Raw genomic sequence first — 17,546 nt, forward strand, 5'->3', positions numbered from 1 at the left:
ACTAATTAAAAATGAAACAAATGTTAGATTTACTGCTTCATATCGTTGGTTGGTAAAGGGGGCTATTTCACATATGCATCGGTATGAACCTTAGCCACTGCTCTTCCCGATGGATCATTCATGTTTTTAAACGCTTCGTCCCACTCCAGGGCAATCTTGGTACTGCAGGCTACCGATGGTTCCTGTGGAACGCTCAATGCCGCAGCATCCGAAGGGAAATGGCTTTCAAAAATGGAACGATAATAATATTCTTCCTTTGATGTCGGTGTTTGAATTGGAAACTTGAAATGGGCGTTTTGCAACTGCTCATCCGAAATCTCCTCCTCCACCAAAGCTTTTAAGGTATCTATCCAACTATATCCAACGCCATCCGAAAACTGCTCTTTCTGTCTCCATACCACACTTTCTGGCAAATAGTCCTCAAAAGCCTTGCGCACCACCCATTTTTCCATGCGTTCTCCATTGATCATTTTATCTTTTGGGTTGATGCTCATTGCTACATCCATAAACTCTTTATCCAAGAAAGGCACTCGGCCTTCTATGCCCCAAGCGGCCAAAGATTTGTTGGCTCGGAGACAGTCGTACATATGAAGTTTATCCAATTTCCGAACGGTCTCCTCATGAAAATCCTTTGGGCTTGGCGCCTTATGGAAGTAAAGATATCCTCCAAAAAGTTCATCTGCTCCTTCCCCGGATAAGACCATCTTTATACCCATGGATTTAATGACCCTTGCCATTAAATACATTGGTGTCGAGGCTCTTATTGTCGTAATATCGTAAGTTTCTAGATTATATACAACATCTTTTATGGCATCTAGTCCTTCTTGGATGGTAAATTTAATCTCATGGTGCACGGTTCCTATATGGTCTGCCACCTTTTGGGCGGCAGCTAAATCCGGGGAACCTTCCAGTCCCACGGAGAACGAATGGAGTTGTGGCCACCATGCATCGGCAGTGTCACCAGACTCGATTCGTTTTTGGGAATATTTTTTGGCAATGGCCGATGTTACCGAAGAATCCAAGCCTCCAGACAACAATACACCGTAAGGCACATCGGACATTAACTGACGATGCACCGCAGCTTCCAAGGCATCCTTGATTTTTTGGATACTGGTTTCATTCTCCTTAACCGCATCATATTCCATCCAATCGCGTTTGTACCATCTCACAAATTCCCCATCGGAACTGTGCAGATAGTGTCCCGGAGGGAACAACTGTATCTTGGAGCAGGTGCCTTCCAGGGCCTTTAGCTCGGAGGCAACGTAAAATGTACCGTTCTTATCCCATCCAATATATAGGGGAATGATGCCCATATGGTCGCGGGCAATAAAATATTCGTCCTTTTCGGAATCATAAATGGCAAAACCAAAAATTCCGTTCATTTCATCGATGAAGTGAACACCTTTTTCTTTGTAAAGGGCCAAAATTACTTCGCAATCCGACTGGGTCCTGAATTGATATTCTCCTTCGAACTGTTTTCTCAACTCTTGATGGTTATAGATTTCACCATTGGCGGCCAACACCAATTTCCCGTCCGCGCTCAATAGCGGCTGCTTACCCGAAGCCGGGTCCACAATAGCCAATCGCTCATGGGCCAAAATGGCTTTTTCATCAGAGTAAATCCCACTCCAATCTGGCCCACGGTGTCTAACCTTCTTCGACATCTCCAACAATTGGGGCCTAAGCACTTCCGTACTTTCCTTCACATCAAATGCGCATACAATTCCACACATATCATTATAATTTATAACAATTTTAAAACAAAAATGAATTTTAACATTAAAAAACAAAAGTATATATCCAATTTGGCTTATATTATTATATATTAAACTGCCTATTTATTATTAATTGTAATTCATATTTGCTTTTATGCTTTTATTCCGAACGCATTGTAAGGTTGCTTAATTTTCTCGTCTGTATATTTGAATATCATTTAATCAACTCCTTAAACTAGGAACTTAAATCACAATCATGAAGAAATTAACCGTATTATTAGTAGTGCTCTGCACCAGTTTGGTATTTACCACTGATGCCACGGCACAGAAATTTAGCGGATTGGACAAAAGTCCGGCCGATATTGCCTATTACCCAGCAAGTTCAAGGGAAGCTAACAAAATGGCACGTGTTATTTACAGCCGTCCACAATTAAAGGGACGTAGTCTTGCCGAATTGGCCCCTGTGGGAAAGGTTTGGAGAACCGGAGCCAATGAGGCCACCGAAATCACATTTTATACAGATGCCATGATCGGGGGAAAAACCATCAAGGCAGGTTCTTATTCCTTGTTCACCATACCTGGGGAAGATGAATGGACCGTTATCTTGAACAACAACCTACACCAATGGGGTGCTTACTCCTATGATAGCGATGCCGATGTGGTACGCGCTATGGCCACCCCTTCCATGGACAGTGAGGAATTGGAAGCCTTCGGAATTGCTTTTGATGACGATGGCAACTTGGTTATGGGATGGGGAACACAAGAGTTACCTTGCCTATCAGTTACTAATCTAGTAGGATATCAAATCAGAAAAGCCCCAATCTGGGGCTTTTTTTATTGTTCTTTCTTAAGAAAGTTCTCCTATTTCTTCTGAACTCCTCCCAAGAAAACCTGCTCAGCGGTTACGTTGGGAATCTCTTCCGATGGAATGGTCATCAAATCATCGCTCAACACCACAAAGTCCGCGAATTTCCCTGGTTCAATGCTTCCTTTTTCATCCTCCTCAAAATTGGAATAGGCCGCCCAAATCGTCATTCCCTTCAAGGTTTCTTCCCTGCTCAAGGCATTTTCCATTTGAAAACCACCTTCGGGATATTGCTCCAAATCTTGACGGGCCACCGCTGCGTAAAAGGTTAAAAATGGACTCACTTGTTCCACCGGAAAATCGGTTCCCAAGGCTACCAGTCCGGCTTTGTCGAGCAAATCCTTAAAGGCGTAGGCTCCTTTAACGCGTTCCTCGCCCAATCTATCCTCAGCCCAATACATATCGCTGGTAGCGTGGGTAGGTTGCACGGAGGGTATGATTCCATTTTCAAAATAATCAAAATCGGAGGGCGTAATCACCTGGGCATGTTCCACTTTCCATCTACGGTCGCTTTTGCCCTCCAAGGCTTTTTTGTAGGCACGAAGCACCACGATATTGGCAGAATCGCCAATGGCATGGGTATTCATCTGGTAATCGGTGGCCGCAATGCGCTCTGCCAAGGCTTCAATTTGATCTACCGGGGTGACCATCGCCCCAAAATGTCCCGGTTTATCGGAATATGGCGCTCTCAAGGCCGCTCCCCGTGAACCCAAGGCCCCATCGCCATACACTTTTACGGAACGAACATTCAATTCATCGGTTTTAATAATGCCTTTGTTCAGGAAATAATCCAGATTTTCTGGATAGTTGGATACCATGGCGTACACCCGAATCGACAATTCATCGGCTTGCTGTAAACTATCGATAAGCTCGATGATATCCCGGGGCAAACCTGCATCGTTTACGGTGGTCAGTCCGTAGTCCAACGATATTTTCTCAGCATCTTTTAGTGCCTGTATTTTTTGTTCCAAGCTGGCTTCGGGAATCACCCTATCCACCAAAGCCATGGGGTTATCCACCAATACACCAGTAATCAGACCATTTTCTTTTACAATTTCCCCGCCTTCGGTTTGGGTCTCGGTCGTAATCCCAGCCATATCCAATGCTTTTTGATTGACCAAATAGGCATGACCATCAACACGCTCCAGCGCTACGGGAGTGTCCGGGAACAATTCATCCAACTTATCCTTGGTCGGGAATTCTTTCACTTCCCAATCGTTTTGGTCCCAACCCCTACCTCGGATAAAATTTGAAGGCCGTTCTTTTTGAAATGCCACAACCCGTTCCACAACTTCGTCAAAGCTTTGCGTACCCACCAAATCCACTACTTGTTGGTTTTGTCCCAATCCATAAAAATGGCAATGGGCATCAATAAGGCCTGGAACTATGGTCTTGCCTTCGGCGTCCAATTGTTCGGCAGCATCATATTTTTGTGTAATTTCTTCGGAATCACCTACAGCAACAAACTTTCCATCCTTGACGGCAAAGCTGTTTATTTTAGAAAAATTGGCATCTACGGTGTAGATATTTGCGTTGGTGACAATCAGGTCCACCTCTTCTTTGGTCTTACATGAAAAGAGTAGAGGAATAACAAACAGCAGTGTAAATTTTTTCATTGTTCTGGGATTAGTTTTTTACCATCCCATAAAAATACCGTTTCTTTTTCAAATGACTTAAATTCACTTGCCTGTGTCAAATCCAAAAAACCTTGTACAACTTTATCTTTTACACCAAACTTTTCATTTGGAAATCGGTATTGATAATAATGTAACTCATCACCTAAGTTCATGGTTGTTAAAGTTGGTAACCAATCGATTGACCCGTCAGACATTTCTAGAAAATAGTATGAGGTTAAAGAATCTCCGCAGTTTGAAAAAAGATGGTCTACAAGAATGACTCTTTCAACGCCATTTATTCCTGGAGATTCGTTTATCCAAACATAAAAATCAGAATAATGCAATTCGGAAATTGGAAAACTGCCTATTTCATTGATAGTGTCCTGCTCTTTCAAAAGATAAACCGAATGTTCCTCTTTATTGTAAGTTAGGGTTGAATCTGGTAAATACCCATATTTTTCGAAATCATAAGAAGCTACAGAATATGATTCAGAAGAATAAAAATTAGATCCGTGCTGTGGATGCGGATAAGCTTGTGCATTTAACGATAAAAAAGCGCCCAAAAGAATAATACATGCAACAAATAACCTCATGGTTAAAATACTTTAACCTCTAAAATAGGTTATCAAATTGTTTTTATCTTCACCAATTGATCAATGCCCCTTCTGATCTGATGGATGACCTGTTTGAATTGACGGATAACTAATTATCCTCAAACTTTGTCATCACAAACTCTACCCGACGGTTCTTTCTTCGGGCTTCGTCGGTTAAGGTAGTGTCCAAAGGTTTACTATCTCCGTACCCTTTGGATGTAATCCGATTTTTGTCCAGTCCAAGATCAATCAGATACTGCGCTACGCTACTCGCCCGCTCCCGTGAAAGGATATCATTGTAGGCATCGGAACCTAAATCATCGGTATGTCCGCTAATGGCGACCTTTAATTCAGGATTTTTCATCAAATATTCATAAATATCCCGAAGGCTTTGCTCCGCTTTGGGCTGCAAATCGAAACGGTCAAAGTTGAAGTTAACGTGGTCCAGCACATATACCTCGTCTGTTTGGTATTCTGGACCAAGGTAGGTCAATGAGATATCGTCTAGATAGTAGTAGGCATAGCCCTCGTTCGGTTGAGATGCATCGGTATTGTCCAAGTAATTGGTCCCGACATTACTTTTGAAATTTCCCAAAATCAGATAGCGTTCAAAACCCTTGGCTACCATGTCAAAACTGAGTTCCATCCATTGTTGTTTATCCTGATAGTACCCTGTGACCGGAAACTGTTTGATGGGAGTGGTTTGGACAGTAGATGCCAAAAGTTCACCTTGGGAAAGTTCGCGTTTGGTATGTACGGAAAGTAATTTTTCAGCAAATACAGCTCCCATATCCATTACGGCTCCATCTGATTTTTCCGAAAGACTGATGTACAAGGTGAGTCTGTACCGACTTCCTTTTTGAAGAGTTTCCGTTAGGGGAACCTGGATATATTCCCGGTAATCTCTCGGCGCGTACAGGTACATTCCAGCGTATCCTGCTCCCTCATAAGGCTCCTGCCTTCCTTTAAAGTTCATGGGAACGCCCAACTTGGTACGACTACATTCGTTAAAATAATCTGTGGTTCCCAAGGTTGGGGCGCTCCAATACTCGGCATCCTTGTTAAGATTGCTCATTTTAACGGGACAGGATACATAGTCCTCAAATCCACCATTCTGCACCAAATTCTGGCCAAACCCCAACGAGAAACTCGTTAAAACAAGGTATAAAAATAGGTTTTGTAATGGTCGTGGTTGCATGGTTTCCGTTTCAATAGGAACGGTCAACTACTGAGCAATCAATAAATTGACCGAAAATAATGAACGGTATTTTTAACAATTTATTGCGTATTTCCCTACAGGTTAGAAATCAAACTTGTAGGACACACCTGCCAAAGCCTGGAACCCTTGTACCCTAAAATTGGCCCAACGCTGATAATTGTTGTTGGCGATATTGGAAGCCTTCACGAAAATGGAAAGCTGGTCGTTGAATCGATATCCTACGTGTGCATTGGCATCAAAAAATCCATCGAGGGTGACTTGATCGAATTGCAATTGAGAATTAAGCGGGTCAATTTGGGACAATAAATCTTCCCTTTCGCCCACATAAAACAAATTGGCCCCCATATACCACTGTTCGCTAATTTGGTAGTCCATAAAAACGGAGCCTTTAATAGAAGGCAAGTTCCACGCAGGATTATCCGTTTCGGTGTCATAATCGTAAAATTCCGCATTCACGCCCAAGGAGAAATTACGGTTCACATCCACATTGATTTCACCAAAAACACCCAAAGTTTTTACATCATCATAAAACACCTGAAAGGAATTACCGAACGTATAGCTTTTCTCATCGTCCCTTAAGGTGTTGATTGGGTTGTGAATGAACAATGGTTTCCTGTTCTCTGCCATATACGAGCCTTTGATATTGTATCCCACATTGGAAGTCAACTGGCCCTTCAATCCCAAATAGCCCTCGTACTGTCGATCGGTAGGGGTAATATCCAAAGTTGGCGAAACAAAAGGGTTCTCATTTACAAAATCGTGATAGGAATTTTGAGCCAACTCCCCTTCAATACCCCCGTAGGCGATCACATTTTCATCCAAGACACAATATGATGCGGTAACCGCTGGGTAGATATAAAAGTTGTTCTCGCTGTTTTCCATATCCAGTCCGTAGACGATGTTGGCCCCCAAATTCAAGGTAAGGTCATCCCGAAGAACCAACAAACTTGGTGTGACTCCTGCTTGCAGATGGCTATAGTTTTTCTGTCCTTCATTGGTCGTTTCGGTAATCGAGCCATTTTCAAAACTACCGCCTACATAATCGACCTTTGCTCCGATAGTAAGCAACTCCTGCGTAATCGGAAGTTCAAAGGTGGGGTTGATAACAGCCCTGTTCTCCGTAGATTCCGTAGCGTCCCAGAATCGTCTCAACAACACATTTCCACTTTTGAAATAAGAATCTTCCATGTTGAAGTGTGCTTTGACCTCCGCATTGAAATAATTTTGCTGCTCGTCCATCGCATTGATCTCATCCTCGGTAAAGAATTCACTCTGGATTCCATACCAATTGTACAGTTGATGCTCCAAACCGATGTCCGCTCCCCAATCCATGTACCTGTCCTTTTTAGCGTAGGACGCGTTTAACTTGGTATCGTAAAATTCCGTATCCAGAGGGGTTGAATCCAAATCGCCACGTGATGAGTTGTGGGTAAGTCCAAAATCCAACAAATCTTCGCCACGATTGAACTCCCTACTGGTGTAAAAATCCACCAAAGCGTTGTTGTAATTGCCCAAACCTACCGATGCGTATGAATTGTACAAGGTGGGTGGTGGTGTTTTTTCCACTCCCGATGCTTTTCCTTTCGCCGGGGTAAAGGTGGATGCTACGGGCACGGAGAATATGCTGTAATTGATTTTTTTCTTTTGTAGCACAATGGAATCGTTCAAACTGGGAGACGATTTGATCTTAAAGGCATCAGAAACGGTTGGGGAATATGGTTTTACCACCGTTACCGTTTCCGTACCGATATTATCCTCTTCTTGGGCAATACCCACTCCGCAAAGGCTCAAAACAACTAGTGAAAATATATAATAGGTTCTCTTTTGCATGTTGTGTCTCGTTTAGTTTTGGTTGGGATCTACGGATGAATTGCTCTCGGCTTCTTTGGCCTTGATCGTGGCCAGCTCTGTTTCTGCATCCGAAACGATTTCCTCAAACTCGGAAAAATTGGAAATCACGCTTTCCAAAATGTAGGTGGCCTGGAAAGCATCTCCCAAACGGTAGAAGTTCTTGGCCATGATCACCAACCCTTTACCGGCCCACTCCTTGTAAGCAGCGTAGTCCTTGGCCAATTTTTGGACGGATTCATTGGATGCCTCAAAATTCTGTTCCTTATTTTTAAAATAGGCATCGTAGTACCACGCTTCGGCTGCTAGCTCTCCCGATGCGATTTGTTTCACATCCTGATAAGCTGTTTTGGCCAATTGTTCATTATCCGTGGCTATGGCAGATCGTGCAATCATGACGTGAGCATCACTTTTGATGCGATTGTCTATTTTGGGAGCATTCAACACCTTTTCGGCATAGGCGATGGTCTGTGCATAATCCTTCTGACCGTAAAAACCTTTCATCAAATTGGACTGTGCAAAGGTTTTGTTCTCCGAGATATCAGCAGTATTTTCCAATCGTTTCAGGTAGGGAATGGCATTGGTGTAATCTTGTTGTTCCACATAAATTTCACAAACACGGGTCAGGGCCTGTTCGGTGTACTCTCCATTCCCGCCATCGGCCACGGCCTTGTATTTGGGCAATGCCTTGCTTTTTTCTCCGTTCGCAAAATAGAGTTGTGCCAACGCAAAATTGGCATTTTGGGCATGCAATCCGTTGGGGAACTCTTTGAGGTAATCCTCATATCCACGAATGGCAGCGGCGGTCTTGCCTTCAATTTGTTTTCGTTCTGCCGATTCAAAACTGGCGTTGTCCAGCTCCGTATCGGTCACCTCCACAAAATCGAGGTTTCGGGCCCATGCGGCATATTCACTCACCCTTCCCTCATCCACATAAACCAATTTGGCCGTAGCCACGGCTTGTTTGGCCTCTTGGGTGTTGGGATATTTTTGCACAACTTCCTTCAACTTATCCAACGCTTGTTGGTTACGACTGGAATTGTAGTAGACCAAACCGGAACGCAACAATCCACGGGGCGCGAACTTGCTGCCCGAGTACTCATCAACGATACGGTCGTAGGTTTGCAACCCTAAACTTTCTTGATTATTGTTAATATAGGAGTTGCCCAGTTCAAACAAGGCATCATCCCGTAAAGAAGAGGTCGGGAACATGGTCAAAAATTCGTTGAGACCATCAATTTTGGCAGTATTGTTGCCCAAAAAGCCATCACACAGCGTTTTTTGGAATGCCGCGTAATCCCGTTCCGGACCGTTCATCTTTGATGATGTATCGTAAGCCTTTCTGGCCAGTTGGTATTTACTGTTCACAAAATAGCTGTCGCCCAACCGCAGATAACCATCATTTTTACGTTGATCATCAATGGCATTGGAACCTACCACATTCTGAAAATAGGAAATGGCATTGTTGTAATCTTTCAATTTGAAATAGGTATACCCCAAATTATAATCCAGTTGCTCATATTCCGAAAGCGATTTGGCCGCTGGAGCTTTCTGGAACCGCACAAAATCCACCAAAGCTTCCTCAAAACGGTTCAAACGATAGGCTGATTCCGCCTTCCAGTACAGCGCACGTACCTCAAAATTAGGATTGGCAGCACTTTTGACAGATTTGTCAAAACGTTCCCAAGCTGCTTCGTAGTCGCCGTCAATAAAAAGCTCCACCCCACGATAGTAGGCTACCTTTTGATAGGTTTCCTTGCTGGCGTAGTTCTGGTTTTCTTCCAATAACTGCATCGCACCTTCAAAATTCCTGGAGGTGATATACGAATCCACCAACAGTTCCTGAATTTCCATTTGGTGCTCATCCTTCGGATAGGTTTCCAAATAAGTGGTCAACACTTGCGGAACGGGTTCGTAGGCATTACCGATTTCGTAGCTCAAACGGGCGTAGTTCAACCAAGCATCTTTCTGGATTTCGGGGCTGTAGTCCATTTGCGAAGCATTTCGGAACGCATTCAAGGCCTCGGACTTTTTATCGAGCTTTAAATAGCATTCCGCCAAATGATAATAGGCGTTTTGGGAAACGGCATTGTTTCCACCAATAATTTTGTTGAATTGTTGAATGGCCTTTTCGTAGTCGCCCAATTTGTAGTGGCTATATCCCAACAAATAATAATCGGTATTGTTCCATTTGCCGCGTTTGCCCCTGTATTCTTCCAAATAGGGAATGGCTTCTGCGTATTGTTCCAGGTTGAAATAGCTCTCACCAATAATTTTATTGAGTTCAGAAACCTCTTCGCGGTTCGATTTGGGCAATTGCTTTTTGGCCATGGCGATGGCTTCCTCAAACTTGCCCAGCTTAAAATTCAGGTCGGCCTGATAGTACGAAAGCTTTTCATTGAGCAACTCCGGGTCCTGAATTTGGTCGAAACGTGCGCTTGCCGAATTGTAATCGTCCTGTTCGTAGGCAATATACCCTAAATAATATTTGGCCTGTGAGCCATATTTTTGGGAAGTCGTGACCTTGTTCAAATAACGCTCGGCCTCCTGCGGACGTTTGGAAGCATAGAGCGCGTAGCCATTGTTGAAGTTAAAGCGGTCGCGCTCCGAGTAGGGCATGGAATTCTCATCCACCTTTTTGTACCACTTGAGCGCGTAGGGATATTTTCCGGTTTCAAAATAATAGTCGGCCACATCCAAAAAGGCTGAATTCCGCTTGGTGGACGTTGGATAGCGCTCCACAAAATCCTCCATCATTTTGTCGGCGCCACGCTGGTTCAACCGAATAGCGGCATTGGCAGCATAGTAGGCACTATTGGCCTCGGTTTCGCCATCCTTGGTAGTGGCCTTTACCGATTCGAAAATGTTTTGTGCGGCTTGATACTGACCATTGTTGTAGAGGGCCAAGGCATCTTGATACACTTTATTTTCGTGGGTGTATATTTTGGTTTCCTGTGCAGAAAGCACAAAAAAAGTTCCCATTAAAATGGGAAACAGTAGGAGGTTTTTTCGATTCATAGTGTTCTACGCTCTTCTCGATTGACTGTACTCATAACGTCAAAATTAAGGCCAAAGTATATTTTTAATGTCATTTGACGAAATTTACGATGCGCTGTTGGACGAATCAGGCCGAATTGGTACTTTTGATTGGTCTGTGAATAAATCTTGCTTCTCACAGCGATTTCAACCTCAACATACTAGGGCCCAACAGGGTCGGAAATAAAATGGGCATGCCTTTGGGCGTTGTCCAACTGTTTAACTTTAATTTGGTTGAAATGACATATTTGATTGCCCTCCCCATGCTGATTTTGTTGCTAGGAATTCTACTGTTCAACAATCTCATCAGCAAAAAAAACAAGGTCGAAGAAGCGTACAGTGGCATTGATGTGATGCTTAAAAAAAGAACGGACCTGATTCCACGCTTGGTCAATACGGTGAAAGGCGCCATGCAGCACGAGCGTGAAACGCTTACCGAACTCACCCAGCTACGGGAAAAACTCTTGAATAAGGATACTTCGCCCAATGACCGGTTTACGATGGAAAACCAACTAGGAAAGCTTTTGGGAAACATACAGCTACGGGCAGAAGCTTATCCTGAACTCAAAGCCAATCAGAATTTTGCGCTGCTGCAAAACAGTCTTAACGAAATGGAAGAACAATTATCTGCAGCTAGACGTGCCTACAACGCGGCGGTGAATTCATTTAACAATGGTATGGAGATGTTCCCTTCCAATATCGTTGCAAAACTGATGGGCTATACCAACAGAACACTTTTCACCATCGAACCAACAGAGGCTAAGGCCCCTGAAGTATCGTTCTAAAACAAGGGATGGTGGAAAACAAACAGAAATTGTTGGACAAAGTGGCTCCTTTGCTCCAAAAAGCTGAGATTGTCAGAAAAAAGTATCGATTTTACCAAGGAGTTTACAACAAGCTAATCCTCTTGTTCTTAATGGGTATGTTGAGTTTGGTCTTGATGGTTTTCTTTAACAATATCGGTTTCAGCAGATGGATGGCACGGGTTATGCCTGCTCAAAATTTTGGTGTCATTCAATTTGCCATGACTGCCTATTGGCTTCTGTTCTTTATTTTGATGATAGCCTCCTATCGCTTCAAAAACAAGTTCAAACAAGCCGAACGGGAGATTCTAAAAATAGCTTTGGATGACATCGCTCCCGAATTCAAATTTGAGTCACATAAACAAATCCCCCCACAACAAATTGCCGAGAGCAAGCTGCTTCATAGTTTTACTCCAGCAAAGAGGAATAAAAAGTTGCCCAGCCTTCATAACCTCAACTTTGGAGTATTACGGGGAAAAGTCGGCAATTCTTCTATCCTGATGGGAGATGTCAACATCATCAACCAAGGGATTTACAATTCCTACCTCATGTTCATTCCCTTGCTCCCGCACTTATTGGTCACTTATAATTTAGTAAGGCCGTTGTTTTCCAAACACCGTTCCACAGATTATTTCGGAAGCCATTTTGTGGGGATGTTTGCCGTGGTGGATTTCCCCAAAAAATTCAAGGGCCATACCGTAATCCTACCCGACACCTTGGAGAAACGGGTTGGATATGTAGCCCAAACCCTCCAAAGTCTCAACCTGACCAGAGGCCAACTGGTGAAGATGGAGGATCCTGAGTTTGAAAAGCATTTTGTAGTCTACGGTACGGACCAAATTGAAGCTCGCTACCTCCTTTCACCCTCTTTGATGCAAAGGATAACACAACTTTATCAGAAAATAAACAAACCCATCCTGCTATCGTTTCACAAAAACAAATTGTATATGGGGGTGCGACATGCCCATGGTTTTTTGAGCTTGGACAAGAAAAAAAACCTAACCGAAACAGATGTGTTTGGCATACTGTACGAAGACATCACCACGGCGGTGGGCATTGTGGAAGACCTAAACCTCAATAGGAATATCTGGAACGCCGACACTCCGGTAGCTTCCAATTAAAATTATGGATAAAGGTTGCATTTTGATAGGGCGTACCATATTTTCAAATACTTTTGTATAACCATTGAAATGAAAATATGCCCGAGACCATCGTAAAATTACAAGACGTTGCTGTATTCCAAAACGAGAACCTAGTCCTTAACCATATTGATTTAGAGGTAAAAAAAGGCGAGTTTGTCTATGTGATCGGAAAAACGGGGAGCGGGAAAAGTAGTTTTATGAAAACCCTCTATGCCGATCTGCCGCTTAGGCAAGGAACAGGGCAGGTGGTCGATTTTGATTTAAAAACCCTAAAGGAACGCGACATCCCTTTTTTAAGGCGAAAGCTAGGGATTGTTTTTCAGGATTTTAAGTTGCTTCCCGACCGAAACGTGAACAATAACTTAAAGTTTGTGCTGAAGGCTACCGGGTGGAAAGACCCCAAAAAGATGGACGATAAGATCGAGGAGGTTTTGAACAAAGTGGGTATGAAAACCAAAGGTTTTAAATTTCCCCACGAACTTTCCGGGGGCGAACAACAACGTATCGCCATTGCAAGGGCCCTTCTAAACGACCCCGAACTTATTTTGGCCGATGAGCCTACCGGAAACCTCGATCCGCAGACCAGCGTAGAAGTAATGAAGGTGCTGCAGGACATCAACCAGAACGGACGCACCATTATTATGGCCACGCACGACTACGCCTTAATCCTCAAATATCCGCACAAAACCCTAAAATGTGATGGCAGCAAGGTGTTTGAAGTCATCCAAAAGGCTGTTTAGCGGGCTATTCCATTGCTTGTCAGACGATTTCCAAAACAATTACGGGATGCGCAAAAGTTTTTGTTACTTTGCCTAAACTAATTTTGCTTCCCATATATGGAAATTCTTGGAATTGATATTGGCGGATCGGGCATTAAAGGTGCCCTCGTAAACGCCGAAACCGGAGAAATGTTGACAGAGCGTTTCCGAATCCCAACCCCAAAATCCAAAAAACCCAAAGATATGGCCAAAGTAGTGGCCAAAATTGTGGACCACTTTAATTATGAAGGTCCTGTTGGGTGTGGATTTCCATCCATAGTCAAAAATGGGGTATGCAAATCCCCTGGAAACTTGGACCCAAGTTGGGTAGGTGTCAATATCGACGAATTGTTTACCGAGTATACCGGACATGAATTTACCGTACTCAACGATGCCGATGCTGCGGGATACGCCTCCATGAACTACGGCGTGGGCAAAGGAAAGGATGGCTTTGTGGTAATGATTACCATAGGTACCGGTCTTGGTAGTGGTGCGTTTTATAATGGCGTTTTGATTCCAAACTTTGAATTGGGCCAGATTCCCTATAAGAAATTCAAAAAAATTGAAAAGTGGGCGGCTGCCTCTGCCAAGGAACGCGAAGATTTGAGCTTTAAAAAATGGGGTAAGCGCTTCAACAAATTTTTGGAACTCGTAGAGCTTATCGTTTGTCCAGATTTGATTATTGTAGGTGGAGGAACCTCCAAAAATTGGGAGGAATTCAGTCATCGCATCAAAATTGATACAGAAGTGGTCAAAGCGGAGTTGATGAACCATGCAGGCATCATCGGCGCTGCGGTAGCGTGTTTGCGCGAACAGCACCACGGGCATTTGCATTAGTCTTTGGGTTCTGGACCTCAGGAATGGCAGATAAACTAAAAAAATGGATTCCGTGTCAAGGCACGGAATGACAACCACCTCCTTTAAAAAAAATAAGCGAATGAAGAATGCTCCTCACTCGCTTTTTTTATGCTAAAAAGTGATTTACAATTTAGACCACTTTATTCCTTTTTCTGTCCACCTCTTTTAGATAGATTTTTCGAATTCTCAAGTGATTTGGCGTTACCTCTACATATTCATCCTTTTGGATGTATTCCAAGGCTTCTTCCAATGAAAACTTGATGGCCGGAACGATTTTTGCCTTTTCATCGGCACCGGACGAACGCACGTTGGACAACTTTTTGGTCTTGGTCACGTTCACGGTCATATCGTCTTGACGGGAGTTTTCCCCGATTACCTGCCCTTCGTAAATTTCCTCTCCCGGGTCTATAAAGAACTTTCCTCTTTCCTGAAGCTTATCAATAGAATACGGAATTGCGGTTCCATTTTCCATGGAAACCAACGACCCGTTCAAACGCTGGGCGATATTTCCTTTCAAAGGTTGATATTCAAAGAATCGGTGGGCCATAATGGCTTCACCAGCCGTAGCGGTCAACAATTGGTTTCTTAGTCCGATAATGCCCCTTGATGGAATGATGAATTCACACACCATTCGGGAACCACGGGCTTCCATACTGGTCATCTCCCCTTTCCGGATGGATACCATTTCAACCGCTTTTCCAGATACTTCTTCAGGCAAATCGATGGTCAAGTGCTCCACGGGCTCACATTTTACCCCATCAATCTCCTTTATAATAACTTGCGGCTGACCAATTTGAAGCTCATACCCTTCCCTACGCATGGTTTCGATCAATACAGAAAGGTGCAGTACCCCACGGCCAAACACCAAAAACTTGTCCGCGCTATCGGTTTGTTGAACCCGAAGTGCCAAGTTTTTCTCCAATTCCTTGTCCAAACGCTCCTTAATGTGACGGGAAGTAACAAACTTACCATCCTTGCCAAAAAACGGACTATCGTTAATAGTGAAAAGCATACTCATGGTAGGCTCATCAATGGCGATGGTCTTTAGTTTTTCGGGATTTTCGATATCGGCAACGGTATCACCGATTTCAAATCCTTCCATTCCTACAATGGCGCAGATATCACCCGCCTTCACTTCTTCAACGCGCAAGCGGCCCAATCCTTCAAAAGTGTAGAGCTCCTTAATGCGTGACTTTACCACCGAACCATCTCGTTTGACCAAAGAAACCTGTTGCCCTTCGCGTAGGGTTCCACGCTGCAGTCTTCCAATGGCGATTCGTCCCGTAAAAGAAGAATAGTCCAACGAGGTGATCAACATTTGTGTAGAGCCTTCCTGGGGTTTAAATTCAGGAACGTGCTCAATCACCATATCCAATAAAGGTTCAATGCTGTCGGTCGGTTTTTTCCAGTCCTCGCCCATCCAGTTGTTTTTGGCGGAACCATATACTGTTGGGAAATCGAGCTGCCACTCTTCGGCGCCCAATTCGAACATCAAATCGAATACTTTTTCGTGTACTTCTTCTGGCGTACAGTTTTCCTTGTCCACTTTATTGATCACCACACAAGGCTTCAAACCAAGGTCAATCGCCTTTTGAAGCACAAAACGGGTCTGTGGCATAGGCCCTTCAAAGGCATCTACCAACAACAAAACCCCGTCGGCCATGTTCAAAACACGCTCTACCTCACCACCAAAGTCGGCGTGACCAGGGGTATCTATAATGTTGATTTTAGTGTCTTTGTAAACAACGGAAACGTTTTTGGATACGATAGTGATCCCACGCTCCCTTTCCAGGTCGTTGTTGTCCAAAATAAGGTCGCCTTTGTTCTCGTTTTCACGGAACAATTGGCAGTGGTACATAATTTTATCGACCAAGGTAGTCTTACCGTGGTCTACGTGAGCAATGATTGCGATGTTTTTAATTTTGGACATAACCTAAATTTTAAGCCCGCAAAGATACTCCTATTTTTCATTGGGCAATACACCCAAATGTTATTTTTATCTTATTGATTTTGTGGGAGTTCCAAACTTATAGACCCACACACCATCGTTTTTCGCTGATAATCCAGCCGATACTGAGGTTGACTACGGGCTGAATACTGCCTTTAAAGGGTCCGACGTAGTACCCTGCACCGGCATCGATGGAGAAACTAAAGCCGGAATCAAAACTGCGCTGAATGCCGTAGACCAGTCCACCGTAGCCATGAACGCCTTCCACCAAACGGCCTTCGACCACGCGGCTGCCGGGTGAAAAAATAGCAACGGATGGTGCAATATAGTTTCCTGAATTGCCATAAATGGAGCGGCGTCTTCGTTGACGGCTATTGAGGTTATGGTAGTATCTGTTCTGAACGGTGATGGCCGGAAAAAAATCGAAATCTTCCAAGGGCTGGGAGCTTGCTGGTTCCAAGGCAGCCTGATATGCCACTCGAATATCCAAGGTGCTGTTGACCCCAAGAGCCATTTCGTACTCGATACCAGGGTTAAAGGCATTGAGCTTAAACTGACGGACCTCGCAATTGGTCCCGTATTGGGCGTTTGCAAAACAGCTTGAGAAAAGCCATGCCAAAAGTAGGAATCGGCGCATGTAGGTTAATTTGGTACTAGTATAACCTCAAGTTCGCTAAAAAATTATGCTATAAAAGGAAAATTCTGTAAGGATGGGTAAAATCCGTTATTTTAGATGTTTTAACCTTGCGCTCAACATGAAAAAAACAATTCTATACATTTTTGCGATTATTGGAATTATAAGTTTGATTTCAAAAATGGTCGGATTCTATCAGACTGAAAAACTGACTCGTGAATACTGGAAGAATTGTGAAAAGGTTGAAATTGGAATGACATTGAATAAGGCTCGTGAAATAATTGGTGATTTGAAATACAAATATTGGACTCAACACCAAAATTCTGGTGGAATAATGGTTTCTGAAATTCAAGGTGAACTTAAATATACATTGGAATATCCTATGGTATTTGCTGGTTCAGATAATATGCGATTGGAATTTGACCCTAATACGTTACGAGTGACAGATATTTTTTGTGGAGAATAAAAATCAATCACTTGCCGTAGCCAAGGTGGCAACCACCAAACAAAT

14 protein-coding genes are annotated in these 17,546 nt (G+C 43.5%); 6 read left to right on the forward strand and 8 right to left on the reverse strand.

The features are described 5' to 3' along the window. Window positions 1–62: 62 nt before the first annotated feature. Window positions 63–1,733, reverse strand: coding sequence for an asparagine synthase B (gene asnB, locus ABNE31_RS16120; protein WP_349351862.1), 1,671 nt, complete (start codon window positions 1,731–1,733; stop codon window positions 63–65). A 238-nt stretch (window positions 1,734–1,971) separates the two neighbouring features. Here asnB and ABNE31_RS16125 point away from each other — a divergent pair, with 238 nt between their 5' ends. Beyond that, entirely contained in the window at window positions 1,972–2,589 is a 618-nt protein-coding gene (locus ABNE31_RS16125) for a DUF2911 domain-containing protein (RefSeq protein ID WP_349351863.1), read from the forward strand. Here ABNE31_RS16125 and ABNE31_RS16130 read toward each other — a convergent pair. The 5 genes from ABNE31_RS16130 to ABNE31_RS16150 form a co-directional block, all read right to left on the reverse strand. Next, window positions 2,577–4,196: an amidohydrolase gene (locus tag ABNE31_RS16130; RefSeq protein WP_349351864.1), complete on the reverse strand. Its 1,620-nt coding sequence runs from the start codon at window positions 4,194–4,196 to the stop codon at window positions 2,577–2,579. The genes ABNE31_RS16125 and ABNE31_RS16130 overlap by 13 nt on opposite strands. Further along, the gene (locus ABNE31_RS16135; RefSeq protein ID WP_349351865.1) at window positions 4,193–4,789 is read right to left on the reverse strand and encodes a hypothetical protein; all 597 of its coding nucleotides are present in this window, start codon (window positions 4,787–4,789) and stop codon (window positions 4,193–4,195) included. The genes ABNE31_RS16130 and ABNE31_RS16135 overlap by 4 nt, the downstream gene beginning before the upstream one ends. 109 nt (window positions 4,790–4,898) lie before the next feature. Continuing rightward, window positions 4,899–5,987 (reverse strand): OmpA family protein, encoded by a 1,089-nt coding sequence (locus ABNE31_RS16140; protein WP_349351866.1) that lies wholly within the window; start codon window positions 5,985–5,987, stop codon window positions 4,899–4,901. A 102-nt stretch (window positions 5,988–6,089) separates the two neighbouring features. Then, the gene (locus ABNE31_RS16145; protein WP_349351867.1) at window positions 6,090–7,838 is read right to left on the reverse strand and encodes a TonB-dependent receptor; all 1,749 of its coding nucleotides are present in this window, start codon (window positions 7,836–7,838) and stop codon (window positions 6,090–6,092) included. 12 nt (window positions 7,839–7,850) lie between these two features. Next, on the reverse strand, window positions 7,851–10,874 hold the full coding sequence (locus ABNE31_RS16150) for a tetratricopeptide repeat protein (protein ID WP_349351868.1): 3,024 nt from the start codon (window positions 10,872–10,874) through the stop codon (window positions 7,851–7,853). Window positions 10,875–11,131: 257 nt separating this feature from the next. Here ABNE31_RS16150 and ABNE31_RS16155 point away from each other — a divergent pair, with 257 nt between their 5' ends. From ABNE31_RS16155 to ppgK, 4 genes are all read left to right on the forward strand, one after another. Beyond that, window positions 11,132–11,677, forward strand: a complete 546-nt coding sequence (locus ABNE31_RS16155; RefSeq protein ID WP_349351869.1) for a LemA family protein — start codon at window positions 11,132–11,134, stop codon at window positions 11,675–11,677. A gap of 8 nt (window positions 11,678–11,685) precedes the next feature. After that, complete coding sequence (locus ABNE31_RS16160) at window positions 11,686–12,816, forward strand: DUF3137 domain-containing protein (protein WP_349351870.1); 1,131 nt, start codon at window positions 11,686–11,688, stop codon at window positions 12,814–12,816. 77 nt (window positions 12,817–12,893) lie between these two features. Beyond that, the gene (locus tag ABNE31_RS16165) at window positions 12,894–13,577 is read left to right on the forward strand and encodes an ATP-binding cassette domain-containing protein (protein WP_179384397.1); all 684 of its coding nucleotides are present in this window, start codon (window positions 12,894–12,896) and stop codon (window positions 13,575–13,577) included. 96 nt (window positions 13,578–13,673) lie between these two features. Continuing rightward, window positions 13,674–14,432, forward strand: coding sequence for a polyphosphate--glucose phosphotransferase (ppgK, locus tag ABNE31_RS16170; protein WP_179384398.1), 759 nt, complete (start codon window positions 13,674–13,676; stop codon window positions 14,430–14,432). Window positions 14,433–14,583: 151 nt separating this feature from the next. On the opposite strand, the gene typA is transcribed toward ppgK, so the two are convergent. Both typA and ABNE31_RS16180 read right to left on the reverse strand, forming a co-directional pair. Then, window positions 14,584–16,383, reverse strand: coding sequence for a translational GTPase TypA (gene typA, locus ABNE31_RS16175; protein ID WP_293283126.1), 1,800 nt, complete (start codon window positions 16,381–16,383; stop codon window positions 14,584–14,586). 97 nt (window positions 16,384–16,480) lie between these two features. Continuing rightward, window positions 16,481–17,038, reverse strand: a complete 558-nt coding sequence (locus ABNE31_RS16180) for a hypothetical protein (RefSeq protein ID WP_349351871.1) — start codon at window positions 17,036–17,038, stop codon at window positions 16,481–16,483. A gap of 118 nt (window positions 17,039–17,156) precedes the next feature. Here ABNE31_RS16180 and ABNE31_RS16185 point away from each other — a divergent pair, with 118 nt between their 5' ends. After that, window positions 17,157–17,501 carry a hypothetical protein gene (locus tag ABNE31_RS16185; RefSeq protein ID WP_349351872.1) on the forward strand — a complete coding sequence of 115 codons (345 nt, stop codon included), beginning with the start codon at window positions 17,157–17,159 and terminating at the stop codon, window positions 17,499–17,501. Window positions 17,502–17,546 lie beyond the last annotated feature (45 nt).

The sequence above is a fragment of the Flagellimonas sp. MMG031 genome, assembly GCF_040112705.1.
Lineage (GTDB): Bacteria > Bacteroidota > Bacteroidia > Flavobacteriales > Flavobacteriaceae > Flagellimonas.